General features: G+C 52.6%; 19 protein-coding genes. 5 read left to right on the plus strand and 14 right to left on the minus strand.

All coding sequences use genetic code 11. The features are described 5' to 3' along the window. Window positions 1-68: 68 nt before the first annotated feature. The 5 genes from HV832_RS00470 to HV832_RS00490 all read right to left on the minus strand — a co-directional run bounded on the left by HV832_RS00470 (window position 69) and on the right by HV832_RS00490 (window position 8,557). Window positions 69-4,754 carry a glutamate synthase-related protein gene (locus HV832_RS00470; RefSeq protein ID WP_176801591.1) on the minus strand — a complete coding sequence of 1,562 codons (4,686 nt, stop codon included), beginning with the start codon at window positions 4,752-4,754 and terminating at the stop codon, window positions 69-71. Between the two features lie 171 nt (window positions 4,755-4,925). After that, window positions 4,926-5,630: a transposase gene (locus HV832_RS00475; protein WP_176801592.1), complete on the minus strand. Its 705-nt coding sequence runs from the start codon at window positions 5,628-5,630 to the stop codon at window positions 4,926-4,928. 464 nt (window positions 5,631-6,094) lie between these two features. Next, a complete protein-coding gene (locus HV832_RS00480; protein WP_176801593.1) occupies window positions 6,095-6,439 on the minus strand; it encodes a hypothetical protein in 345 nt (114 codons plus the stop codon). 404 nt (window positions 6,440-6,843) lie between these two features. After that, window positions 6,844-7,335 (minus strand): single-stranded DNA-binding protein, encoded by a 492-nt coding sequence (gene ssb, locus HV832_RS00485; protein WP_176801594.1) that lies wholly within the window; start codon window positions 7,333-7,335, stop codon window positions 6,844-6,846. Between the two features lie 34 nt (window positions 7,336-7,369). Next, a complete protein-coding gene (locus tag HV832_RS00490; RefSeq protein WP_176802057.1) occupies window positions 7,370-8,557 on the minus strand; it encodes an MFS transporter in 1,188 nt (395 codons plus the stop codon). 259 nt (window positions 8,558-8,816) lie between these two features. On the opposite strand from HV832_RS00490, the gene uvrA reads away from it, so the two are divergent. Genes uvrA through HV832_RS00505 form a run of 3 tightly spaced genes read left to right on the plus strand, consistent with a single transcriptional unit; the run spans window position 8,817 to window position 13,409 of the window. Then, window positions 8,817-11,684, plus strand: coding sequence for an excinuclease ABC subunit UvrA (gene uvrA, locus HV832_RS00495; RefSeq protein ID WP_176802058.1), 2,868 nt, complete (start codon window positions 8,817-8,819; stop codon window positions 11,682-11,684). Between the two features lie 25 nt (window positions 11,685-11,709). Continuing rightward, entirely contained in the window at window positions 11,710-12,285 is a 576-nt protein-coding gene (pth, locus tag HV832_RS00500; RefSeq protein ID WP_176801595.1) for an aminoacyl-tRNA hydrolase, read from the plus strand. Between the two features lie 17 nt (window positions 12,286-12,302). Continuing rightward, window positions 12,303-13,409 carry a patatin-like phospholipase family protein gene (locus HV832_RS00505; RefSeq protein WP_176801596.1) on the plus strand — a complete coding sequence of 369 codons (1,107 nt, stop codon included), beginning with the start codon at window positions 12,303-12,305 and terminating at the stop codon, window positions 13,407-13,409. A gap of 58 nt (window positions 13,410-13,467) precedes the next feature. Here the strand turns inward: HV832_RS00505 and HV832_RS00510 are convergent, their stop codons facing one another. Genes HV832_RS00510 through HV832_RS00520 form a run of 3 tightly spaced genes read right to left on the minus strand, consistent with a single transcriptional unit; the run spans window position 13,468 to window position 15,065 of the window. Beyond that, complete coding sequence (locus HV832_RS00510; protein WP_176801597.1) at window positions 13,468-13,671, minus strand: type II toxin-antitoxin system antitoxin; 204 nt, start codon at window positions 13,669-13,671, stop codon at window positions 13,468-13,470. Between the two features lie 18 nt (window positions 13,672-13,689). Beyond that, window positions 13,690-14,136, minus strand: a complete 447-nt coding sequence (locus HV832_RS00515; RefSeq protein WP_176801598.1) for a hypothetical protein — start codon at window positions 14,134-14,136, stop codon at window positions 13,690-13,692. Between the two features lie 14 nt (window positions 14,137-14,150). Further along, on the minus strand, window positions 14,151-15,065 hold the full coding sequence (locus HV832_RS00520; RefSeq protein WP_176801599.1) for an SPFH domain-containing protein: 915 nt from the start codon (window positions 15,063-15,065) through the stop codon (window positions 14,151-14,153). A 343-nt stretch (window positions 15,066-15,408) separates the two neighbouring features. On the opposite strand from HV832_RS00520, the gene HV832_RS00525 reads away from it, so the two are divergent. Both HV832_RS00525 and ychF read left to right on the plus strand, forming a co-directional pair. Beyond that, on the plus strand, window positions 15,409-16,803 hold the full coding sequence (locus HV832_RS00525) for an MATE family efflux transporter (protein ID WP_176801600.1): 1,395 nt from the start codon (window positions 15,409-15,411) through the stop codon (window positions 16,801-16,803). 24 nt (window positions 16,804-16,827) lie between these two features. Continuing rightward, complete coding sequence (gene ychF / locus HV832_RS00530; protein WP_176801601.1) at window positions 16,828-17,919, plus strand: redox-regulated ATPase YchF; 1,092 nt, start codon at window positions 16,828-16,830, stop codon at window positions 17,917-17,919. Between the two features lie 340 nt (window positions 17,920-18,259). Here ychF and HV832_RS00535 read toward each other — a convergent pair whose 3' ends face one another. Genes HV832_RS00535 through HV832_RS00560 form a run of 6 tightly spaced genes read right to left on the minus strand, consistent with a single transcriptional unit; the run spans window position 18,260 to window position 24,945 of the window. Beyond that, a complete protein-coding gene (locus HV832_RS00535; protein WP_176801602.1) occupies window positions 18,260-18,496 on the minus strand; it encodes a formate dehydrogenase subunit delta in 237 nt (78 codons plus the stop codon). Window positions 18,497-18,505: 9 nt separating this feature from the next. Further along, window positions 18,506-19,420: a formate dehydrogenase accessory sulfurtransferase FdhD gene (fdhD, locus tag HV832_RS00540; protein WP_176801603.1), complete on the minus strand. Its 915-nt coding sequence runs from the start codon at window positions 19,418-19,420 to the stop codon at window positions 18,506-18,508. Between the two features lies 1 nt (window position 19,421). Continuing rightward, on the minus strand, window positions 19,422-22,340 hold the full coding sequence (gene fdhF / locus HV832_RS00545; protein WP_176801604.1) for a formate dehydrogenase subunit alpha: 2,919 nt from the start codon (window positions 22,338-22,340) through the stop codon (window positions 19,422-19,424). Window positions 22,341-22,349: 9 nt separating this feature from the next. Next, window positions 22,350-23,930 carry a formate dehydrogenase beta subunit gene (locus HV832_RS00550; RefSeq protein WP_176801605.1) on the minus strand — a complete coding sequence of 527 codons (1,581 nt, stop codon included), beginning with the start codon at window positions 23,928-23,930 and terminating at the stop codon, window positions 22,350-22,352. Beyond that, a complete protein-coding gene (locus tag HV832_RS00555) occupies window positions 23,927-24,421 on the minus strand; it encodes a formate dehydrogenase subunit gamma (protein ID WP_176801606.1) in 495 nt (164 codons plus the stop codon). Before HV832_RS00555 ends, HV832_RS00550 begins: the two co-directional genes overlap by 4 nt. Window positions 24,422-24,471: 50 nt before the next feature. Then, a complete protein-coding gene (locus HV832_RS00560) occupies window positions 24,472-24,945 on the minus strand; it encodes an HPP family protein (protein WP_218131922.1) in 474 nt (157 codons plus the stop codon). Window positions 24,946-24,966: the final 21 nt, after the last annotated feature.

Genomic DNA, 24,966 nt, shown 5'->3' on the forward strand with positions numbered 1-24,966 from the left:
GGGCTACTCTGCCCTGTCAGTCTTGAATTGCGCAGCATCAGGTGCGCCGGCTGGCGCATCCGATGAAACTAGGCAGCAACTTTTTCCTTCCTGGCAGCCGGCTTCGCCGCAGACATTTCCGCCAACGCACGCTTGTATTCGGTCGGAAATACTTTGACGAATTTAGCGCGGCTGCGGGCCCAGTCATCCAGCAGATTGCGGGCGCGGGTACTGCCTGTATGTTTGAAGTGGCGCTCAATCAGGTTACGCAGAATCGCTTCATCGGTCTCACCCTCACCGCCACGCAGACGGCTGTGCCAGATTGATTTATCGACGGTTGCAGTCTGTACATCGCCTGCCAGCACTGGCTCCAGCGTGACCATGGACATATTGCATTTCGCTTCAAATTCCCCGTCCGGATCATAAACATAGGCGATACCACCGGACATACCGGCGGCAAAGTTACGACCGGTGTTACCCAGCACGATGACCGTACCGCCTGTCATGTATTCGCAACCGTGGTCACCAGTACCTTCAACCACCGCGACAGCGCCGGAATTACGCACGGCAAAACGTTCGCCTGCCACACCATTGATGAATGCCTCACCGGAAATCGCACCGTACAAAACCGTGTTACCGCAAATGATGTTGTCCACCGCCCAGCCGCGGAATTCGGTATTGGGGCGGATGATAATGCGGCCGCCGGACAAACCTTTACCGACGTAATCGTTACCTTCACCCACCAGATCCAGCGTCACGCCATGCGCCAGGAATGCGCCGGCAGACTGGCCGGCCGTACCTTGCAGCTGAATGTGGATCGTGTCATCCGGCAAACCTGCATGACCGTATTTCTTCGCCACTTCACCAGACAACATCGTGCCAACGGTGCGATTCAGGTTTTTAATCGGCGAAATGAAAGAGACTTTCTCGCCAGTTTCCAATGCAGTCTTTGCCTGAGCGATGAGCTTGTTGTCCAGTGCCTTGTCGAGACCATGATCCTGCACATCGACATGGCGGATCGCCGCATCGGCACCGGCTTGCGGCTGGTAGAAAATTTTTGCAAAATCCAGACCCTTGGCTTTCCAGTGCGAGATGGCTTTGGATTTATCCAGCAGATCAACCCGGCCAATTAATTCGTCATAGGTGCGCACGCCCAGTTGCGCCATGATCTGACGAACTTCTTCGGCAACGAAGAAGAAATAGTTCACGATATATTCCGGCTTGCCGGAGAATTTGGCGCGCAATACCGGGTCTTGCGTCGCCACACCGACCGGGCAGGTATTCAGGTGGCATTTACGCATCATGATGCAACCTTCCACCACCAGCGGTGCAGTCGCAAAACCAATCTCATCGGCACCCAGCATGGCAGCAATCGCCACGTCGCGACCGGTCTTCATCTGACCATCAGCCTGTACCCGCACACGGCCACGCAAACCGTTCAATACCAGCGTCTGCTGTGTTTCAGCCAATCCCAATTCCCACGGCGTACCAGCATGTTTAATCGACGACAAAGGTGAAGCCCCGGTACCACCGTCATGGCCTGCAATCACCACGTGATCGGCCTTTGCCTTGGAAACACCCGCAGCAATGGTACCAACACCGACTTCAGATACCAGCTTGACGGAAATCGATGCATTCGGATTCACATTTTTCAGGTCATGAATCAATTGCGCCAGATCTTCAATCGAATAAATATCGTGGTGCGGTGGCGGAGAAATCAGACCTACACCCGGTACGGAAAAACGCAGTTTAGCAATATATTCCGATACTTTATGGCCAGGCAGCTGACCACCTTCGCCAGGTTTTGCGCCTTGCGCCATCTTGATCTGAATCTGGTCGGCAGATGTCAGATACTCGGCTGTTACACCAAAACGGCCAGAAGCAACCTGCTTGATTTTCGAGCGCAGCGAATCACCTTCAATCAGTGGGATATCTGCTTCGATCTGTTCCTTGCCAATCACAGAAGCCAATGTGGCGCCTTGCTTGATAGGAATACCCTTCAGTTCCTGCTGATAACGCGCCGGATCCTCGCCACCCTCACCGGTATTCGATTTGCCGCCAATCCGGTTCATCGCAATTGCCAGTGTGGCGTGCGCTTCGGTACTGATGGAGCCCAGAGACATCGCACCGGTCGCAAACCGTTTGACGATTTCTTTGGCGGGTTCAACCTGCTCCAGTGGAATGGCTTTGGACGGATCAATCTTAAACTCGAACAGCCCGCGCAAGGTCATATGACGCTTGGACTGATCGTTGATGATCTGTGCGTATTCCTTGTAGGAGTTGTAGTTGTTGGCACGGGTGGAATGCTGCAATTTGGCGATCGCATCCGGTGTCCACATATGGTCTTCGCCACGGACACGGAAAGCATATTCGCCGCCGGCATCAAGCGCGTTTGCCAGCACCGGGTCCTGACCGAAAGCCAGCTTGTGCAGGCGCAGCGCCTCTTCTGCCACTTCAAACACACCGATCCCCTCAACGTTGGATGCGGTGCCTTTAAAATATTTGTCGACCAGCGATTTATTCAGACCGATCGCTTCAAAAATCTGCGCGCCGCAATAGGACATATAAGTCGAAATGCCCATTTTGGACATGACTTTCATGAGTCCTTTACCAATCGCCTTGGTGTAATTGTAGATCGCTTTTTCTGCGCTCAGATCACCCGGCAGATCTTTCGCCATATCAGCCAGTGTCTGCATGGCGAGATAAGGATGCACAGCTTCCGCACCATAACCTGCCAGCAGTGCGAAGTGATGCGTTTCGCGCGCAGAACCGGTTTCGACGACCAGCCCGGTTGTCGTGCGCAGCCCTTTGCTGACCAGATGCTGATGCACCGTCGATGTGGCAAGCAAGGCAGGAATAGCGACATTGTTGCCATCCATCTTGCGGTCGGTGATGATCATAATATTGTGACCAGACTTGACCGCATCCACCACCTCTGCGCAGATCGAGGCCAGACGCGCTTCAATCCCTTCCTTACCCCAGGATACCGGATAGCAGATATCGAGCTCATACGACTTGAACTTGCCGCCGGTGTTGGCACTGATATTGCGCAGTTTGGCGATATCGGCAAAATCCAGTACCGGTTGCGACACTTCAAGACGCATCGGCGGATTGATGTTGTTGGTATCGAGCAGATTCGGTTTCGGGCCGATGAATGAGACCAGCGACATCACCATCGCTTCGCGGATAGGATCGATCGGCGGATTGGTGACTTGCGCAAACAACTGCTTGAAGTAGTTGTACAGCGGTTTGAGTTTGTTGGACATGACTGCCAACGAGGAATCATTCCCCATAGAGCCAATGGCCTCTTCACCAGCCACCGCCATCGGCGCCATCAGAAATTTAATGTCTTCCTGAGTATATCCGAATGCCTGCTGGCGATCGAGCAGCGTGGCTGCTTCGGCCCCCTGTTTTACCTCACCTTTGAGTTCATTCAGTTTGATGCGGACGGACTTGATCCATTGCTTATACGGCTTGGCATTGGCATAGGTGTCCTTGATTTCTTTATCATCGATGATGCGACCAGCTTCCAGATCGATCAGGAACATTTTGCCGGGTTGCAAACGCCATTTTTTGATAATCTTCGATTCAGGAATCGGCAACACGCCCGATTCGGATGCCATCACCACCAGATCGTCGTCAGTCACGATGTAACGTGCAGGACGCAAGCCGTTACGATCCAGCGTACCGCCGATCTGGCGACCATCGGTGAAAGCCATGGCTGCCGGGCCATCCCACGGTTCCATCATTGCAGCGTGGTATTCGTAAAACGCACGACGGTTATCATCCATCATGCCATGATTTTCCCAGGCTTCCGGGATCATCATCATCATGGCCTGCGCAATCGGATAACCCGCCATCACCAACAATTCCAGCGCATTATCAAAACTTGCCGTGTCGGACTGACCTTCAAAAATCAGCGGATACAATTTTTGCAAATCGTCACCCAGTACGGCGGACTTCATCACGCCTTCACGGGCGCGCATCCAGTTAAAGTTGCCTTTGACAGTATTGATTTCACCGTTGTGCGCAATCATGCGATAAGGGTGTGCCAACGGCCATTCCGGGAAGGTATTGGTGGAAAAACGCTGATGCACCAGCGCCAGCGCAGAGACGCAGCGCTCATCCTGCAAGTCCTTGTAGTAGACACCGACCTGGTCTGCCAGCAGCAAGCCTTTGTACACCACGGTGCGCGCCGACATGGAAGGCACGAAATACTCCTTACCATGCAGCAGCTTCAGCGCTTCAATCGCATGGACTGCCGATTTACGGATCACGTACAGCTTGCGTTCCAGCGCATCGGTCACCATGATGTCAGGACCACGGCCAATGAAAATCTGGCGGATAACCGGCTCTTTGTCACGCACAGTCGGCGACATCGGCATCTCGGCATCGACCGGCACGTCACGCCAGCCCAGCACGACCTGACCTTCGGCACGAACTGCACGCTCAATTTCCTGCTCACAGGCAAGGCGGGAAGCATGCTCTTTCGGCAGGAAAATCATACCAACGCCATATTCCCCCGGGGGCGGCAACTCAATACCCTGTTTTGCCATTTCTTCACGGTAATACTGATCCGGAATCTGAATCAGGATGCCGGCACCGTCCCCCATCAGCGGGTCAGCACCCACCGCACCGCGGTGATCCAGATTTTTCAGGATCAGCAAGCCCTGATCAACAATCGCGTGGGATTTTTTACCCTTGATATGGGCAACAAATCCCACACCACAGGCATCATGTTCATTGGTTGGATCGTACAAACCTTGAGCTTGCATAGCTATCTCCGGAAGGCAAAATTGAATGACTGAGATGGAGAATAGTGCAGCGCAAAAGAAAGTTCAATCTAAATAAAAGGGGTCAGAGACATATATTATATTACGATTTCTATTAATTGTTTTAATAGGGTCAGAGTTATTTCAAATAATAAATCTCTTTTCCCCACCAGATTATCCCTGTCCTGCAGGCACTATCTTCCGCGGGCGTCCACGCTTTGCCGGCGATACCCGGCGCTCGGTCAGCTTTGCCATTTCCGCCTCAAACACCGGAGAACCAAGCAACCACCCCTTGTGCGTTGCCTCAGTCAGGCGCGCCAGTTCTGCGGCGGATAGCGACTGCTGCATCATTTCCTTATAGTTTGCCTCGCGCTGGAAAGGTGTGTTTCCCAGTGCCCAGAAAATAGGATGGTCCGATACCAGCGGATCAGCGCGCAGACCAATATGGTGCTGATAGCTTGACCAGGGATAATCGAGCAAATCCGCTACCAGCCCGGCGCGTAAAGGATGGCTTTCCACATACAAACTGCATGGCAGGAAAAAAGCCTGCGCCTCCAGCACAGTTGCCTTATAACGTCCCTGCCACAAGCTCCCTGAACGCCGATATTTGCGATTGAAATAAGGGACATAGTAACGGCCCAGCCATTGCAAAAGCTTGCTCAATCCTTCCGCATCTTCCGGCGTCACCAGTAAATGTAAATGTTCCGGCATCAGCACGTAGGCGTGTATCGCAATATGGAATTGTTTTGCACCTTGCGTCAGCCAGCCGAGAAACATCGTGTAATCCTCGCTGTCGCGAAAGAGCTGTGTACCCTCGTGGGTGCGCTGCACCAGATGATGCAACATCTGCGGAATTACCAAACGCGGTAGTCTTGCCATAAATTCACTGTACATTCTAAAATCAGATAGTCGAATGCCTCAGTATACTCAGGAACAGCACCGGTTCCCTCTAAAATACCTGCAATGCTGATAAAGCCGGGGAAATCAAGCAATTGATTGAGAATTCCACCAGTAAAGTGGCATGGTTAGATGAGTAAGACGATCCAGAAAATCATCAGCAGCATGCAACGCACGATGGATATCAGCAAGAAATCAGTCCTGTCAGCCAGGAACAGAACGCGGACATTAAACAGGCAACCCGGGCGAGCACCCATCAGATGAATAAAGTGACGCAAAAAAAAACAGAGTGGGAAGAATTCTGCGACCTGACTGGCTTCCGTCAGGCGATCCATCTTGCTGACGGAAAAATATACTCAGGCAAAAATTCAGGCAGAAAGCATAAAAGCACGACGAAACCAGTTCGTCGTGCTTTTGTACTTCAGAGAATCGCTGAACTGAAAAAATCAGTGGTAAGCGCTGACCAGTTCAGGTGTTTTCGCTTTCAGGCGGAAAGCACTGAGCGCCTTGGAGGCGTCCTGTACAGCAGTCACTTCCGGCAGACCGCTCATCAATTCGGAAATGCGGCTTTTCAGTGCTTTTGCCTGTGTCGCCAGTTTGAAATGTGCCGGACGCTGAGTCTGAACAATACTCCAGCGAACGATTGGTGCCTGCCCGGTTCCATCCAACAATGCACGATCACGCATCCATTTTTCAAAAGAACGTGTTGGCATATCAGTCTCAACCCAGATCAGATGATCAGATGTCATCTTTTGGTTTGCAGAAGGACGCACCGCAATTTCGTAAATCATTTTCAAACTCCTTGAGGGAGAATCGTTGCCGTACACATTACAGCCCAGGATTCATATTCCCCAAACGAGCCTGCCATCACTTGCGTTGACATAAAAAGTTACAGAACCTCAAAAAATTTATACTTGATTCGATTTTTATTCAAAAAATCGGGTCAGAACTGGTAAAAATTAAGTATTTAATTATATTTTATTATTTTATTCAATGCGCGGCTGGGACTTAGCCGGGCTTAGGTACTTCATTGGTTCTATGAACAATAGTCTCAATCAATTACCCGACAACACTGTAGTGACATCCATAAAAACCTTAATAATCTTTCTAATCTTGATTATTTTCCTGCAACAAACAAAAAACCGGCAGAGCTAGTCTTACCGGTTTTTTCGTTAAAATCGGTGGTACTGGATTTTTAAAACGGGATATCGTCATCCATATCCGAAAAATTCGGTGCCGGACGGGATGCCGGTGCTGGGCGTGAAGCGGGTGCTCCCTGCTGACGCTGCGTCGGCGCAGGTGCCGGACTGCCGTAACCGCTGTCGTCCATGGCGGCACCGCCACCCATGCCCTGCCGGCTACCGAGCATCTGCATGCTGTCGGCACGGATGTCGGTCGCATATTTCTCGACGCCATCCTTGTCGGTGTATTTACGGGTGCGCAGACTGCCTTCTACATAAACCTGAGAGCCTTTTTTCAGGTACTGACCTGCGATTTCAGCGAGCTTGCCGAAAAAGGTAATCCGGTGCCATTCGGTCTGCTCTTTTTTCTCGCCTGTCGCCCGGTCTTTCCAGTTATCCGTCGTTGCGACAGTAATGCTGGTCATGGCGTCACCACTTGGCATATAACGTGTTTCCGGGTCACGACCCAGATTGCCGACGATAATGACTTTATTCACGGATGCCATGTATTTCTCCTGTTTTTCTGTATTTCAATCAATATTATTCAACCTGAACGGATGGGGCTGATTTGCCGCGCTTCGCGATTTCCGGCATCTTGGCAGCCATTATAAGCCACAGCAGGCTGGTGACTGCGCAGACAATAAAGACGGAAGAAGCGCCGGTATGCTGTTTCAGCCATCCGCCCAGCGCCCCGCCGCAAAACAGTCCGATTGCCTGCATGGTGTTATACACGCCGAGCGCCGCCCCTTTTGCGGCTGGTGGGGCAATGCGCGATACCAGCGAGGGCTGGCTGGCCTCCAGAATATTGAACGCAATAAAAAATGCAAACAATAAGCTAATCAGCAATACCGGCTGCTGCAGACCTTGCCACAAACCGAGCTGAACCAGCAGCAGCAAGGCGATGGCACCGACAAAAACCTGTTTCATTTTGCCGTATTTTTCGCCGACAAAAATCGCTGGCAGCATTGCCACGAAAGAAGCAAACATGATCGGCAGATAGATTTTCCAGTGGGATGTCACGGCAATGCCGGCGTACTGCACCAGCGCCGTCGGCACCACTACAAACATGGCCATTTGCGACAAATGCAGCACGAAGACGCCGTAGTTCAGCCGCATCAGTTCACGGTTTTTCAGCACCTCAGACAACGGAACCGGCGCCAACTGAACCGCAGGCGCATCGGGTGTAATGAACAGCACCACGCCAATCGCAGCCAGCGAGAGGATGCCGGTCATGGCGAAAATTCCGCCCATTCCGATGACCTGATACAGCAAAGGCGCAGCGACCAGCGACAGGGCAAAGGTCAGTCCGATCGAGCCGCCGACCATCGCCATGGCCTTAGTCCGGTGCTCTTCGCGGGTGGAGTCGGCGATCAGCGCAGTAATCGCTGCCGAGATCGCCCCGGCTCCCTGAATCGCCCGTCCGATCAGCACACCCAGCACGGAAGTGGCCATCGCAGCGACAAAAGCACCGGCAGCAAACAGCAGCAAACCGATCACGATAATGCGTTTGCGACCAAATTTATCCGAAGCGATGCCGAACGGAATCTGGCCGAACGCCTGACTCAGGCCATAAATACCCATCGCCATACCAACCAGCAGACTATTGTCACCATCCGGCAGGGTTTTGGCATGAATGGCAAATACCGGCAAAATCAGAAACAGCCCCAGCATCCGCAAGGCAAAAATCGAAGCCAGCGATGCGCTGGAGCGGATTTCCATCCGCGTCATGCGCGATGCGACAGGCGGATTGTTCGCTTGATGGGCTTTACAATCAGAATTTGTTGCAATAGTCATATTAAATATCCATCCTGACGGCGGATTTTACGGAACAAGAAGACGAGCCAACGGTAAATTTCAAAAACCCGTTATAGTAGCAGGTTGCTTGCCTCTGCCAAAATTGAGCTCAAATACCATGACGACACGATCAAAAGCTGCAAAAGCCCCTAAACCCGCCGAAATCGCATTCGACGCCGATGACATCGCGCTCATGCAGAAACGTGAGCTGATCCGCGTCAGGGGAGCCCGGACCCATAACCTGAAGAACATCAATCTGGATCTGCCGCGCAACAAGCTGGTGGTGATTACCGGCTTGTCCGGTTCGGGTAAATCCTCGCTGGCGTTTGACACCTTGTATGCCGAAGGACAACGCCGCTATGTCGAATCCTTATCCGCCTATGCGCGTCAATTTCTGCAACTGATGGAAAAACCCGATGTCGATCTGATTGAGGGACTGTCACCGGCGATCTCAATCGAGCAAAAGGCAACCTCGCACAATCCACGCTCCACCGTCGGCACCGTCACTGAAATCCACGATTACCTGCGTCTGCTGTACGCCCGTGTAGGCACACCGTATTGCCCTGATCATCCGGAAAACCCGCTGGCAGCACAATCGGTATCGCAGATGGTGGATGCCGTACTGGCCATGCCGGAAGACAGCAAGCTGATGATCCTGGCGCCGGTGGTGTCGAACCGCAAAGGTGAGCATGTGGATCTGTTTGAGCAGATGCAGGCGCAGGGCTTTGTACGCTTCCGGGTGCAAAGCGGCACGCATGACGCCAAAATTGTGGAAGCCGATGATCTGCCGAAGTTGAAAAAAACCGAAAAACATACCATCGACGTGGTGGTCGATCGCGTCAAAGTACGCGAAGACATCAAGCAGCGGCTGGCGGAATCCTTTGAAACCTGCCTGCGCATCGCCAATGGCCGTGCACTGGTAGTGAATATGGGCACGGGCCATGAACAACTGTTTTCCAACAAATTTGCCTGTCCGACCTGCGGCTATTCGTTGCAGGAACTGGAGCCGCGTCTGTTTTCATTCAATAATCCAATGGGCGCCTGCCCGGAATGCGACGGGCTCGGCCATATCGAATTCTTTGATCCGAAACGGATCGTCGCTTTCCCTAACCTGTCGCTGGCCAGTGGTGCCGTCAAAGGCTGGGACCGCCGCAATCAGTTCTACTTCCAGATGCTGTCAAATCTGGCGGCTTTTTATGAGTTCGATATCGATACGCCATTCGAGCAATTGCCGGAATCGGCCCAGCAAGTCATTCTGTATGGCTCGGGCAAACAGCAAATCCCGTTCACTTACATCAACGAAAAAGGACGCACCGTTATCAAGGAACATGCGTTTGAAGGCGTCGTGACGAATCTGCAGCGCCGCTACCGCGAAACGGATTCGATGGCGGTGAAGGAAGAGCTGGCGAAATTCATCAACGAAAAACAATGCCCGTCCTGTCACGGTGCCCGCCTGCGGATTGAAGCACGTTACGTGAAGGTCGGCACCGGCCAACAGGAAAAAGCCATTTTCGATATCAGCGCCATGCCTTTGCGCGATACCCTGCATTTCTTCGAGCATCTGCAACTGCACGGCGCAAAACGCGATATTGCCGACCGCATCATCAAGGAAATCACGGCGCGCCTGACCTTCCTCAATAACGTCGGGCTCGATTACCTGTCCCTGGAACGCAGTGCCGATACCCTGTCCGGCGGCGAAGCCCAGCGTATCCGCCTCGCTTCCCAGATAGGATCGGGGCTGACCGGCGTGATGTACGTGCTGGATGAACCGTCGATCGGTCTGCACCAGCGCGATAACGACAGGTTGATCGACACGCTCAAGCATTTGCGCGATATCGGCAACAGCGTGCTGGTGGTCGAGCATGATGAAGACGCAATCCGCTGCGCCGACTTCGTGGTTGATATGGGCATTGGCGCTGGCGTACATGGCGGTGAAGTGATCGCTCATGGCGCTCTCGATGACATCCTGCAGAATCCGCGCTCACTGACTGCGAAATACCTGAGCGGCGAACTGGAAATCAGCGTCCCCGCCAAACGTACTGCGTCCGATCCCGACAAGCAATTACTGATTGCCGGTGCCCGTGGCAATAATCTGAAAAATCAGGATATGACGCTGCCGGTCGGTTTGCTGACCTGCGTGACCGGCGTGTCCGGCTCGGGTAAATCCACGCTGGTGAATGACACGCTGTACCATGTCGCGGCCCGCCATCTGTATGGTTCGCAGACGGAACCAGCGCCATTTGACCACGTCAGCGGACTTGAACATTTCGATAAAGTCATTTCTGTCGATCAGGCTCCGATAGGCCGTACACCACGCTCTAACCCGGCCACGTATACCGGCTTATTCACCCCTATCCGCGATCTGTTTTCTACGGTACCGACCGCTAAAGAACGCGGCTACAGCGCTGGCCGTTTTTCGTTCAACGTCAAAGGCGGTCGCTGCGAAGCCTGTCAGGGCGATGGCGTGATTAAAGTCGAAATGCACTTTCTGCCGGATGTGTATGTGCCTTGCGATGTCTGTCACGGAAAACGCTACAACCGCGAAACCCTGGAAGTCCAGTACAAGGGAAAAAATATCCACGAAGTGCTGGAAATGACGGTCGAGGATGCCCACGAATTCTTCAAGCCGGTACCGGTCATTGCCCGCAAGCTGCAAACTCTGCTGGATGTCGGCCTTGGCTATATCCGTCTGGGTCAGAGCGCCACCACGCTGTCCGGCGGTGAGGCACAAAGGGTAAAACTGTCGCTGGAATTATCGAAACGCGATACCGGCCGCACCCTGTATATTCTGGATGAGCCGACCACCGGCCTGCACTTCCACGATATCGCGCTGCTGCTGAAAGTGATACACCGTCTGCGCGATCAGGGCAATACGCTGGTCATCATCGAACACAATCTGGATGTGATCAAGACCGCCGACTGGCTGATTGATCTGGGACCGGAAGGCGGTGCGGGCGGCGGCAGAATTATCGCGACCGGCACACCGGAACAAGTGGCGGCCAACCCCGACAGCGTAACCGGCAAATACCTGTTACCTCTGCTGAAAAAACGTAAAAAATAAATCTTTTCTCTTCTGTTGAATTGGTATGTCTATCCGTCTGATTGTCGGCCTCGGTAATCCGGGGCCGGAGTATGAACAAACCCGCCATAATGCGGGATTCTGGCTGGTTGACCAGTTTCCGGTCAGTCTCCAGCGCGACAAAAATTTTAATGCGCTGGTAGGAAAAACCCGGATCGCCGGAGAGGAGGTCTGGTTGCTGGAACCACAGACTTTCATGAACCGTTCCGGTCAGTCAGTCGGTGCGATCTGCCGCTTTTATAAGATCACACCGGATCAGATACTGGTGGTGCATGATGAGCTGGATATGCTGCCCGGTGTTGCCAAGCTCAAAAAAGGCGGCTCCTCTGGCGGCCATAACGGTCTTAAAGACATCACCTCAGCGCTCGGCACTCAGGATTACTGGCGGCTACGTATCGGCATCGGCCATCCGCGTACGCTGAATCTGAATCAGGGCGTGGCAGATTTTGTATTGCACCGGCCGCGCAAGGAAGAACAGCCGCTGATCGATGAAGCGATTGCCAAAAGCATGGATGTGCTGCCGCTGCTGGTCGCTGGCGAATTCGCCGAAGCCATGACCCGTCTGCATACCAGCGCGAAGTAATCCGTACCGGAATGACAATGCCTTCCTCTTCGATCCAGATTTTTGCCGGCAAAACAGCCTTTCACCATTTGCAGCGACACGGCCTGCAAGCAGCGGATATTGCCGTGATTCCGGCAGCGGCAGGCGGCCCGAAAGGCCTGATCCTGCAGGCGATAGATCAATGGCTGTTTGGGGAATGGCTGCCTTCTGCACCACGCGAACGCAGCCTGCTGGGTGCCTCCATCGGCGCATGGCGTATGGCGGCTGCCAGCTGCGCTAACCCGGTGGCTGCGTTTGAACGTCTGGGTAATCTGTACTGCGAACAACAGTATCCGGAAAAGCCCAGCCCGCATGATGTTTCGCAGGAAATCGGACAATTGCTGCAGGCTTTTATCGGTGGATATGAAGAAGAAATCGTTCATCAGCCGCAGCACCGCCTGCATTTGCTGACAAACCGCGGACGCGGCCTGCTGCGTGCCCCGCAATCAGACCTGGCGGCGAAAGCCGGATTTGCTGCCGCCACATTTTCCAATCTGAGTTCACGGGCACATTTGGCACGGCATCTGGAACGGGTGATTATCGGCGATGCACGGGATACGCTGCCCTGGCTGCAAACGCCATTTGACCGTTTCACCACCCATTTCTGCACGCTGGATAAAGACAATCTGGCACCCGCCCTGCTGGCATCCGGCACCTTGCCGCTGATCATGGAACCGGTCACCGCGATTCCTCACACACCTACCGGTACATACTGGGATGGCGGCATCATCGACTATCATCTGGCACTGCCTTATGCGCGCCTGGAGACACAAAATAAAACGGAACTGGTGCTGTATCCCCACTTCACCCGCCAGATCGTGCCGGGCTGGCTGGATAAAACGCTGCCCTGGCGCCGCGCAGGACTGGGGCGGGATAAGCACTGGGTCGATAATGTGGTGATGATTGCCCCATCTGATGCCTTTGTGCGCAGCCTGCCGCGCGGGAAACTGCCTGACCGCAAGGATTTTTTTCATTACGGCATCCGCCATCAGCAGCGGATTGATGCATGGCGCACCGCTATCGCAGAAAGCTGCCGCATGCGGGATGATCTGGCAGAGTTCCTCGTCAGGCCGGATATGACGCTGGTGCGCGGCCTGAATTTCTGATGCACTTTACTGTCCGCCTTCCGGGCGCTGCAGAACTTGCCACGACTCAGCGCCGGGTTCACTCGGGTGAGTCATTTTCCGGTTTTCCTTCCCCCATATCCGGTAGTGGCAGAGAACGTCCGCGCTGCTGCAGCGCCTGCCGCAACAGGTATTCCACCTGCGCATTGGCACTACGCAATTCCTGCGCAGCCAGACGCTCGATCTCGCTCCACAACACCGGATCAATACGCAAAGGAAAAGATTTTTTACCCGGGCTTGCCATACGCTACTTTCATGATGGTCAGCGCTGGAGATCCGCCAGACGCGGCTGCAGATAAGACATCCAGCGTTGCGGATCACGCGTTCCCAGCCGCAGCGTTTTACCGTTTTTGAGATAAAGACGGATAGCGCCGGTACCGCTGACGTTATACAGCATGCCGCTGCGGGTGAACCGGATACCCCAGCCTTCCAGACAACCAGACTGACTGACTTCGGCACTGATGATATCCCGCAGAGCAATCCGCCAGCCGGGCAGGCGGATCAGCATGAAATGCCAGCTCAGGTGATCCGCCGTCAGCGTCGTCGTCAGATTAGCAAAACACAGCGCGACCAGACTCAGGACGGACGGCCCCAGCCACACGCCCGGCGTACGCTCCCGCAGCACCATCGAGACACCGAAGGTCATGATTAACAGAATACCAAACACAGGGTAATTCCATTGTTTTTCTTGGTAGACAGGATAAGACATGATCGTTCCCGGGCTCAGTTGTACAGCGTGCCGGTATTCACCACAGGCTGAGTCTCGCGATCGGAACACAGCACGACCAGCAGATTGCTGACCATCGCCGCCTTGCGCTCATCATCCAACTCCACAATCTGCCGTTCGGACAGACCCTGCAATGCAGCTTCCACCATACTGACCGCGCCCTGAACAATTTTTTTACGGGCGCTGATGATGGCTTCTGCCTGCTGGCGGCGCAGCATGACCTGCGCGATTTCGGCGGCATATGCCAGATGCGTCAGTTTGGCATCTTCCACGTCAATTCCTGCGGCGCTGAAGCGATTATGCAATTCCGCACGCATCGCACTGGCTACCACGTCCATGCCAGCCCGCAAGGTGGTTTCGCCTTCGGCCAGATCCTCGCCATCATCGTAGGCATACAGCGATGCCAGATGGCGCAACGCAGCTTCGGCCTGCACATTCACAAACCCTTCAAAGTCATCCACGTTGTAAATCGCCAGCGCGCTATCCTGCACCCGCCAGACAATGGCAGCACCGATTTCCACCGGATTGCCACGTTTGTCATTGACTTTCAGCGGTGCGGTATTGAGCGTGCGCGCACGCAGGCTCAGCTTGCGCTTGCTGTAAAACGGATTCACCCAGCGCAAGCCTTCGCTGCGGTCGGTTCCCTTGTATTGACCAAACAGAGACAGCAGCGCCGCCTCATTCGGCTGCAGCATATATAAGCCGCTAAAAACAAACAGCCCGGCCACCAGAAGCCCGAGCCGCCAGCCGATGGCAATCAGACCTTCTGCGGGTGGAAGCGTGACCAGAGAGTAAATGCCCGCCACAATCAGCAAACAGGCCAGCGCAATCATGATGTAGCCATCGGATGACTGAATACGGCGTTCCTGCAATTGTTTTTTCTGACTTTGCAACTGATTCGATGCATTCATAGATTCTCCTGTACGATTTCACGATGAAATCAAAGTGATATCACTTTAGTTGAGTAAAAAATAAATTCAAGGTGATTTTTTATTTTTGATCTTTTTTTTTAACCGTCGGTCAGCCAGCACTGACCTTTCAAACACGGTCAAACATCAAACAGCGCGTATCAATCCTGCGCCAACAGCGATGAACTAATTCCCCGCTGCGATGACCAAACAGTAGCTGACTGCACAAGCATCAGCCGGAGGTACAGCACCACATTGATCGCTAGACACACAGAGTTCAGGTAAGATGCCTGTCCCTTGCCCCGCTGGGGCAGCACGATAAATCCGAATTCCAATCCCGATTGACATGAAAACCCGTATCCGTACTGAAGCTGCCGCGCTCTGGCAAATTGCCTGGCCGGTTCTGATCGGCCAGCTGGCCACTGTTGGCATGGGTGTCTCTGATGTCGCCATGACCGGCCATCTGAACGCTGAAGAACTGGCGGCTGTCGCGCTGGGCGCCTCGCTCTGGGCCATCGTTCTGGTCAGTGTGATGGGAATCATGATGGCAGTGAATGCCGTGATTGCTCACGAAGTCGGCGCCGAATCATTCCAGCGGGTTCCTCACATCATGCGCCAGTCGCTGTGGATGGGGCTGGGCACAGGCCTGATTGCCTGCCTCATGCTGAATGTCTCGACTCTGGTATTTGATTACCTGCAGTTAGCGCCGGAAGTCCACCGCAAAGCTGCGCGTTTTGTGCATGTGATCAGTATTGGCATGCCCGCTTTTGCTATGTACCGCGCATTGTATGGCTACACCACCAGCCTGAATCAGACCAAACCGGTGATGCTGATTGCACTGGGCGGGCTGGCCTTTAATATCACGATCAACTGGCTGCTGATCTACGGCCACTTTGGCTTACCGGCACTCGGCGCAACCGGCTGTGCCGTCGCTACCGGCACTGGTTTGTGGCTGATGCTCGGCGCCATGGTGCTGTGGATCCGGCATGCTCCGGTCTACCGCCGCACAAACCCGTTTACGCAAAGGGAAGCGCCCAGCTGGCCGGAAATTCGTTCCATGCTGCGACTCGGCCTGCCGATCGGCATCACCTATTTTGCCGAGGTATCCGCCTTTTCTGCAGTCGGGCTGCTGGTTGCCCGCTTTGGCGTGGTGCCTGTTTCAGCCAACCAGATCGCGCTGAATTTTTCATCGCTGGTATTCATGGTGCCACTGAGCATCGGCATCGCCCTCACTACCCGCGTCGGACAAGCACTGGGGGAAGGCGATGTCCAGAAAGCGCGCTTTGTGTCATGGCTCGGTGTCAGTATTTCCCTGCTGTTTGCCGTGATATCCGCCACACTGATTACTATTTTCCGCGACCAGATCACGGCCGCCTACACCTCGGACGCCGAAGTCCGGCGACTGACGGCAGAACTGCTGATTTTCGCTGCCGTGTTTCAATTGTCAGATGCAGCACAGGTCACAGCATCCTGCGCAGTACGTGGTTACAAAGTCACGCGTACGCCCATGCTGATTCACCTGATGGCGTTTTATGGCTTCGCCCTGCCGCTGGGCTCGGTACTTGGCCTCGCGCCGGACTGGATGCCGTGGAAGCCCGCCACCCCGATGGCGGCACAAGGTTTCTGGACCGGACTGGTCATCGGTCTGACCATTGCCGGGGCGCTGCTGCTTGCTTATTTGCACCGCATCAGCGGGAACCGGGTCAGAATGGCAGTCAAATCCGGTAAAATAGCGGGTTAATTCAAACCTGATCGGCAAAACATCATGAGTCTCAAATGCGGCATCGTCGGCCTGCCTAACGTCGGCAAATCCACTCTGTTCAATGCACTGACCAAAGCGGGCATTCCGGCAGAAAACTATCCGTTCTGTACGATTGAGCCGAATGTCGGCGTGGTGGAAGTGCCTGATCCCCGCCTGAAACAGCTGGCAGAAATCGTCAAGCCGGAACGCATCCAGAACGCCATCGTCGAATTTGTGGATATCGCCGGTCTGGTGGCAGGCGCATCCAAAGGTGAGGGCCTCGGCAACCAGTTCCTCGCCCACATCCGCGAAACCGATGCCATCGTTAACGTGGTGCGCTGCTTTGAAGATGACAATGTGATCCACGTTGCCGGCAAAGTCAGCCCGCTCGACGACATCGAAGTGATTCAGACCGAGCTGGCGCTGGCCGACATGGGCAGTGTGGAAAAAGCGATCCACCGTGAAAATAAAAAAGCCCGTTCCGGCGACAAGGATGCCGCCAAGCTGGTCGCACTGCTGGAGCGCATCATGCCGGCGCTGAACGACGCCAAGCCAGTACGCGCACTCGGTCTCGACGCCGAAGAAATGGCGCTGCTCAAACCACTGTGCCTGATCACGGCAAAACCGGCGATGTATGTCGCCAACGTGGCCGACGACGGCTTCACCAATAACCCTCTGCTGGACCAGCTGACCGAATTCGCCAAATCGCAAAACGCGCCGATCGTCTCGATCTGCGCAGCCATCGAAGCCGAAATCGCCGATCTGGATGATGCAGACAAGGCAGACTTCCTGGCCGACATGGGCATGGAAGAGCCGGGCCTTGATCGCCTGATCCGCGCCGGTTTCAAGCTGCTCGGTCTGCAAACTTATTTCACCGCCGGCGTCAAGGAAGTCCGTGCCTGGACCATCCACGTCGGCGACACTGCGCCACAGGCAGCAGGCGTGATCCACACCGATTTCGAACGCGGCTTCATTCGCGCCCAGACCATTGCATTTGAAGACTTCATCGCCTACAAAGGCGAAGCCGGTGCCAAAGAAGCCGGCAAGATGCGCGCCGAAGGCAAAGAATACGTCGTCAAAGACGGTGACGTGTTGAATTTCCTGTTCAATGTCTGATTGCAGACAGAGGTTTCAGGCGAATTCAATCTGTTTCATGCAGATCGGATTTTCCGAAAATCTCTCTATAAGAGCCGCGATTTCCGTGGCTCTTTTGTTTCCACTTGTTTTATTTGATTTCAATTGCATTCATTGAAAAAGTGGATATAAAAGTGGGTACAAATTTTTTCCAGATCAACACCGTATTATTTTCGGGGAACAGGTCAATCACCTCTAAATTTCCCTCATTCATTTCCGTCATGCTGACAGCATGCCCACTGTAAAATTGCAAAGCCCGAAGGCGATCTGCATCGTCTGTTCTGCACCCTGAATCTATGAAAGTACCACCGCTAAATAAGCGTTAGTGCCGTATCGCTTGCAGGCTAGTTTGGTGTTCAAGAAGTGCTTCACGCACCAGCTCTGCTAAATTATGTGTATCTGGTTTGTTTAACATATTTAACAAACCCAGACGCATACGCGGCTCCCAAAATTTGTGGATATGGTCTGCAATGCCCTTTTTCGCTTCTTGACGATCAGGGAAGCTTTCAAAAAAAGCCCCGATTTGATTCGCCATATGTACGAGATGTTCGGTGTTCATATAATTGTATTAATCAAGTTGAGGGTGTAGAAAGCCGAAGCGTTCTGGGAAGCTGTAACTTACCAAACGATGTTGGCGCACAAAACCCGCCAAGGCGAGATTGTGTTGCCGTGCGGTGTTGACTGCCAAGTCTGTAGGCGCAGAAACGGCTGCTAATGCACCCACGCCAGCGAGTAAGGTTTTTTGTACCATTTCAAAACTAGCGCGACTGGTAATTAAAATAAAATCACTTGCCAAATGAAACGTGGCGTCATTTTGTTTTTTAATTAAATAACGTTGCGCACCAATTAATTTGTCAAGGGCATTGTGTCGCCCGACATCTTCACGACATAAGAGAATTTCCCCTTGTGCATTACACCACGCGGCAGCATGGCTCGCCCCAGTGAGCTGCTGTGTTGTCTGGCTTTCTCGTAAAACTTGTTGTGCGTGAAGTAACGCTTCGGGGTTGATTAATACCGTAGGCGCTTGAGGGAGCGCACGTTGTACCTGGTTCAGGCTTTCCGCGCCACATAAGCCACAACCGGTACGCCCGGCTAAATTACGCCGGCGTTCTTTTAAACGCCAAGCGCGTTCACTTGCTATATCTAAATGTAAAACAATGCCACCCTGCCCGCTTTGCCCTGATTCAAATGGTGCAGGTTCCACTTCTACGCTATAAAGATCGCTGGCTTGTTCAATAATGCCTTCGGTTAACGCGAAACCTAAAGCAAAATCCGCTAAATCTACAGGGCTTGCCATCATTACTGCAAAGGTAATGCCGTTGATGACTAATGCAACAGGAACTTCTTCCGCCACCCAATCGTGCCGCGTAAAACATTCTTGCGCAGAACTGGTGCGTATGCCATGTTCACGCGCATCTTCCCACTCATACACCGTGGTACGGCGTACGCCTTGCGGGGTCAGTATTGGATGTGCGGCGTTCATTTTAGTTTCGCATAACTGCTACTGCTTCGTCAGAAGCAAGCGCGCGCCCCTTTTCAGTACGACGTTTTGTTAATAAGTCTAATTGACGACGATTAAATTGTTGATAACGTTCCTGCCATTCAGAAGCATGAGTCACGGTAATCACCTGCACCGCAGTAACTTTGTATTCTGGGCAATTGGTTGCCCAGTCAGAGTTTTCTGTGGTAATCACATTCGCACCCGATTCAGGAAAATGGAAAGTGGTATACACCACGCCCGGCTGCATTCTTTCGCTGACGACAGCGGTCATCACCGTGCGGCCGACACGACTTTCGATACCGACTTGCATACCGGTTTCAATGCCACGTTCTTGAGCATCATGTGGATGAATTTCTAAAACATCCTCATCATGCCATTGATTATTTTCCGTACGGCGAGTTTGTGCGCCCACATTATATTGCGACAAAATACGACCAGTAGTGAGTAAAAGCGGAAAACGTTGTGTGATTTTCTCTTCGCTTGCCACATACTGCGTAGGCAGAAAACGTCCTTTGCCACGGACAAAATGATCAACATGCATGATGTCTGTGCCTGCTAGGGCAGTGTTTTCATTACAAGGCCATTGCACGCTGCCGAACTGCTCAATTTTCTCATAACTCACACCGTGGAAGCTTGGTGTCAATGCAGCGATCTCATCCATAATTTGTGAAGGATGATCGTAATGCATCTCATAGCCTAAAGCCTTCGCAAAGAGCAATGTGGTTTGCCAATCTGCATAACCTGCCAAAGGTGGCATGACCTGATTGACGCGCGAGATACGACGCTCTGCATTGGTGAACGTACCGTCTTTTTCTAAAAAGGAGCTACCCGGTAAAAATACATGGGCAAACTTCGCGGTTTCGTTTAAGAAAATATCTTGTACAACGATACATTCCATTGCCGATAGCGCTGCTGAAACATGTTGGGTATTTGGGTCAGACTGCGCAATATCTTCACCATGACAATACAGCGCTTTAAAGCTACCATCAAGCGCAGCATCAAACATATTTGGAATGCGTAAACCCGGTTCTGGATCTAGGTGCACACCCCATGCCGCATCGAATTGATTACGCGTGATGGAATCAGAAATATGACGATAACCAGGTAATTCGTGCGGGAAGCTCCCCATATCGCAAGAACCTTGCACATTGTTTTGCCCGCGTAGTGGATTGACACCGACACCCTCACGCCCCACCATTCCACAAGCCATTGCCAGATTCGCGATGCCGATCACGGTAGTGGAACCTTGAGCGTGTTCGGTCACACCCAAACCGTAATAAATCGCGGAGTTAGGTCCGCTTGCAAAGGTGCGTGCTGCGGCGCGGACCTCGGCTGCGGGCACACCCGTAACTGCTTCGAACGCTTCGGGAGAATTTTCAGGGCGTGAGACAAATTCACTCCACTCTGCAAAACTCTTATTGTCACAACGCTCTTGCACATAGTCAGCCGCATATAATTTTTCTGTCACGACCACATGCGCCATAGCAGTAATCATTGCCACATTGGTGCCGGGCTTTAATGCCAGGTGATGTTGCGCTTTCACATGGGGTGCACTTACCAAATCAATTTTACGCGGGTCAATCACGATTAACTTCGCACCCTGACGTAAACGTTTTTTCATACGCGAAGCAAACACAGGATGTGCATCGCTTGGATTGGCACCCATTACCAAAATCACATCTGCATGTTCTACCGATTTAAAAGTTTGCGTACCCGCAGAAGTTCCAAAGGTTTGCCCAAGACCATAACCTGTGGGGGAATGACACACCCTTGCACAAGTATCAACATTATTATTGCCCAAGGCAGCACGCACCAATTTTTGCACTAAATAAGTTTCTTCATTGGTACAGCGTGAAGAGGTAATGCCGCCGACAGAATCTTTACCGTATTTGTGTTGAATACGTTTAAATTCGGAAGCGGCGTAGTTCAATGCCTCTTCCCAACTGACTTCTTGCCAAGGATCGGTAATCGCCTTACGTATCATCGGCTTGGTCATGCGATCTTTATGGGTTGCATAGCCCCAAGCGAAACGTCCTTTAATGCAAGAGTGGCCTTCATTAGCTTTACCATCTTTCCACGGCACCATACGCACTACTGTACTGCCCTTCATTTCTGCTTTAAAGCCACAACCCACGCCGCAATAAGCGCAGGTAGTGAGAATACTGTGCTCTGGTTGGCCGAGTTCGATCACCGTTTTTTCTTGTAAGGTAGCTGTGGGGCAAGCTTGTACACAGGCACCACAGGAAACGCATTCGCTATCCATAAAGGCTTGATCTTGCCCAGGCGAAACGCGTGACTCAAAACCGCGGCCGCTAATGGTTAATGCAAAGGTACCCTGGGTTTCCTCACAGGCGCGTACACAGCGATTACACACAATACATTTACTGGCATCGTAGGTAAAATATGGATTGGAAACATCTTGCTTGGCATCGCAATGGTGTGCACCCTCCACACCTGCCACGTCTTGCCCTGCTACTCCATAGCGCACATTACGCAAACCCGTGACGCCTGCCATATCTTGTAATTCGCAATCACCGTTGGCGCTGCAAGTTAAGCAATCAAGGGGGTGATCGCTGATATACAGTTCCATCACTCCCTTACGTAAATCTTGTAATTTCGCTGTTTGCGTACGCACCACCATACCCGCTTCGGCAGGTGTCGTGCAAGAGGCCGGATAGCCACGTCGGCCTTCAATTTCTACCAGGCAAAGACGACAAGAACCAAAAGGCTCAAGCGAATCGGTGGCGCAAAGTTTGGGGACATGAATACCTGCATCGATCGCAGCACGCATCAGCGAAGTTCCCTTAGGGACGCTGACGCTAAAGCCATCTATACTTAATTCAACTGTTTCGCTGGAGGTACTAGCGGGCGTACCGTAATCGATTTCGTGATGACAGTTCATAATGGTTCCTTATTTAGCTTGCGCGTTGTTCTGCACATTCTGATGCGCCGGCAAACCAAAGTCAGCGGGATAATAATTTAAGGCAGATAAAACCGGAAAAGGAGTCATACCACCCATGGCACAAAGGCTGCCGTTTAACATGGTATCGCAGAGGTCGCGTAGCAATGCACCCTGGATTTCAGGTTGCTGCGTCATGCGATCAATCACTTCCACGCCGCGGGTTGAACCGATGCGACAAGGCGTACATTTCCCGCAGCTTTCAATCGCACAAAATTCCATGGCATAACGGGCAAGCTTTTTCATATTGGCGGTATCGTCATGCACCACAATGCCACCGTGCCCAAGTACCGCGCCTTTTGCGGTATAGGACTCATAATCCATCATCACATCCCAATCGCTTTCCGGCACATAGGCACCTAAAGGCCCGCCAACCTGCACAGCCTTGATGGGGCGACCACTCCGGCTGCCACCGCCAAAATCGTAAAGCAATTCGCGCAGCGTTAAGCCAAAGGCTTTTTCGACCAAGCCGCCAAATTTAATATTTCCCGCGAGTTGAAATGGCAAGGTCCCTTGCGAACGACCTATGCCATAATGGCGATAAAAGTCCGCACCTTTCGCTAAAATCAACGGCACACTAGCGAAGGTAATCACATTATTGATCACGCTAGGTTGACCAAATAAACCCTGGATTGCGGGGAGTGGCGGTTTAGCACGCACGATACCGCGCTTACCTTCTAACGACTCCAACATGGCTGTTTCTTCACCGCACACATACGAACCCGCACCCATGCGTGCTTCGAGGTGAAAGGCTTGACCACTACCTTGAATATTGCTGCCTAAATAGCCTGCTTGTTCTGCGATTTGAATAGCACGCTGCATCGTCGCAAAAGCATGGGGATATTCAGAACGGATATACACATAACCCTGGGTTGCACCCACCGCCACAGCAGCGATAGTCATCCCTTCAATCAGCATAAAGGGATCGCCTTCCATCGTCATGCGATCTGAGTAAGTACCAGAGTCGCCCTCGTCAGCATTACACACGACGTATTTTTGCGCAGCCTGCGTGACTGCTACAGTCTTCCATTTAATCCCTGTGGGGAAGGCGGCGCCACCACGTCCACGTAAGCCTGAGTCCAATACTGTTTGCACAACGGCATCGCCACTGATTGCCAAAGCTGCTTGTAAGCCTTGCCAGCCGCCATGTGCCGCGTAATCCTCTAAGGAAAGCGGATCGGTCACACCCATGCGTGCAAAGGTGAGGCGCTCTTGCTTCGCTAAATAAGGGATCTGTTCGGTTAACCCTTGGCACAGTGCATGCGGTTTACCTTGCAAGAAACCGGATTCTAATAGGCTATGCACATCTTCCGGTGCGACAGGCCCATATGCCACACGACCCGCAGCAGTTTCAACTTCCACCATGGGTTCTAACCAGAAGAGACCGCGTGATCCGTTACGAATAATCTTTACCGCCAGCCCTTGTTGCGCGCAGGCGAGTAATAAGGCAGAGGCAACTTCATCTGCGCCGACCGCCAACGCGGCGGAATCGCAGGGAACATAAACCTTTACGGAAGTTTGTGTGCTTGTCATGCGCTCAGCTCCAATTGATTCAGTAAGCTGCGGAGTTTTTGGTTATCCATCCGACCAAACAAGCGTTCGCCCACTTGCATGGCAGGAGATGAAGCGCATAAACCTAAGCAGTACACCGCTTCTAAGGTTACAGCCTGGTCAGCACGGGTGCTATGCACGGTGCAACCTAATTCGGTTTCTGCTTGTTTTAGCAGCGCTTCACTACCGCAGGACTGACAAGCTTCGGCAAGACAAATTTGAATCACATGTTTACCGGGTTTGTGTTCATGGAAATGATGATAATACGTCACCACACCATGCACTTCTGCACGCGATAAATTGAGCGCACGTGCAATCGGCGCCACAACATCACTGGGAATATAACCAAACTTTGCCTGTACTGCGTGTAGCAAAGGTAATAAAGCGCCAGGTTGATTTTCATGCTGCGCAATCAACGTTTTCAATTGCACTGTCGTCTCGGTGTGGAGAGGGATATAGCGTAGCTTAGACATCTTAGACTCTTCGCATTAAGTATTTTTTGGTAAAGGATTTTTCTACAACATCACCAATATTTTGGATAAGGACTCGTACGACTCAGGTTGTTATAAACCAATGCAACGACACAAATCAGCAGTGCACCACACAGCGTTGGAAAAACTAAAAATCCCCAACCCGGCATAGATAAAAAAACAATGACAGGATTCGACCCCGCTGGCGGATGCACGATGCGTAAAGCCATCATTGCCATAATCGCCAAGGCAACCGCCAAGGCCATTGCCCACCATGCAGGACCCAACAATGTTAAACACAACAAACCAATTGCACTCGAGATCACATGCCCAAAGAACACATTACGCGGTTGTGAAAATGGCGAATCGGGATATCCAAACACCAGCACACAACTTGCGCCAAACGAACCTAACACCAAGGGATTACCACCAAAATATCCAATTAAAGCGACAGTAGCAATCGCCAGGAAACCACCAATACCTGCTTTCGTTATAGCAGAATTGGAAGGCCTTACAGGCAATGCCATACCCTCGCCAGATAATCGGGT

The organism is Cognatundibacterium oligocarboniphilum (genome assembly GCF_013377855.1).
Taxonomy (GTDB): Bacteria; Pseudomonadota; Gammaproteobacteria; order Burkholderiales; family Burkholderiaceae_D; genus Undibacterium; species Undibacterium oligocarboniphilum.

Excerpts from the sequence above, each read along its gene's own strand:
- HV832_RS00470 (WP_176801591.1), bottom strand. The coding sequence starts at position 4,754 with ATGCAAGCTCAAGGTTTGTACGATCCAACCAATGAACATGATGCCTGT.
- HV832_RS00475 (WP_176801592.1), bottom strand. The coding sequence starts at position 5,630 with ATGGCAAGACTACCGCGTTTGGTAATTCCGCAGATGTTGCATCATCTG.
- HV832_RS00480 (WP_176801593.1), bottom strand. The coding sequence starts at position 6,439 with ATGATTTACGAAATTGCGGTGCGTCCTTCTGCAAACCAAAAGATGACA.
- ssb (WP_176801594.1), bottom strand. The coding sequence starts at position 7,335 with ATGGCATCCGTGAATAAAGTCATTATCGTCGGCAATCTGGGTCGTGAC.
- HV832_RS00490 (WP_176802057.1), bottom strand. The coding sequence starts at position 8,557 with ATGACGCGGATGGAAATCCGCTCCAGCGCATCGCTGGCTTCGATTTTT.
- uvrA (WP_176802058.1), top strand. The coding sequence starts at position 8,817 with ATGCAGAAACGTGAGCTGATCCGCGTCAGGGGAGCCCGGACCCATAAC.
- pth (WP_176801595.1), top strand. The coding sequence starts at position 11,710 with ATGTCTATCCGTCTGATTGTCGGCCTCGGTAATCCGGGGCCGGAGTAT.
- HV832_RS00505 (WP_176801596.1), top strand. The coding sequence starts at position 12,303 with ATGCCTTCCTCTTCGATCCAGATTTTTGCCGGCAAAACAGCCTTTCAC.
- HV832_RS00510 (WP_176801597.1), bottom strand. The coding sequence starts at position 13,671 with ATGGCAAGCCCGGGTAAAAAATCTTTTCCTTTGCGTATTGATCCGGTG.
- HV832_RS00515 (WP_176801598.1), bottom strand. The coding sequence starts at position 14,136 with ATGTCTTATCCTGTCTACCAAGAAAAACAATGGAATTACCCTGTGTTT.
- HV832_RS00520 (WP_176801599.1), bottom strand. The coding sequence starts at position 15,065 with ATGAATGCATCGAATCAGTTGCAAAGTCAGAAAAAACAATTGCAGGAA.
- HV832_RS00525 (WP_176801600.1), top strand. The coding sequence starts at position 15,409 with ATGAAAACCCGTATCCGTACTGAAGCTGCCGCGCTCTGGCAAATTGCC.
- ychF (WP_176801601.1), top strand. The coding sequence starts at position 16,828 with ATGAGTCTCAAATGCGGCATCGTCGGCCTGCCTAACGTCGGCAAATCC.
- HV832_RS00535 (WP_176801602.1), bottom strand. The coding sequence starts at position 18,496 with ATGAACACCGAACATCTCGTACATATGGCGAATCAAATCGGGGCTTTT.
- fdhD (WP_176801603.1), bottom strand. The coding sequence starts at position 19,420 with ATGAACGCCGCACATCCAATACTGACCCCGCAAGGCGTACGCCGTACC.
- fdhF (WP_176801604.1), bottom strand. The coding sequence starts at position 22,340 with ATGAACTGTCATCACGAAATCGATTACGGTACGCCCGCTAGTACCTCC.
- HV832_RS00550 (WP_176801605.1), bottom strand. The coding sequence starts at position 23,930 with ATGACAAGCACACAAACTTCCGTAAAGGTTTATGTTCCCTGCGATTCC.
- HV832_RS00555 (WP_176801606.1), bottom strand. The coding sequence starts at position 24,421 with ATGTCTAAGCTACGCTATATCCCTCTCCACACCGAGACGACAGTGCAA.
- HV832_RS00560 (WP_218131922.1), bottom strand. The coding sequence starts at position 24,945 with ATGGCATTGCCTGTAAGGCCTTCCAATTCTGCTATAACGAAAGCAGGT.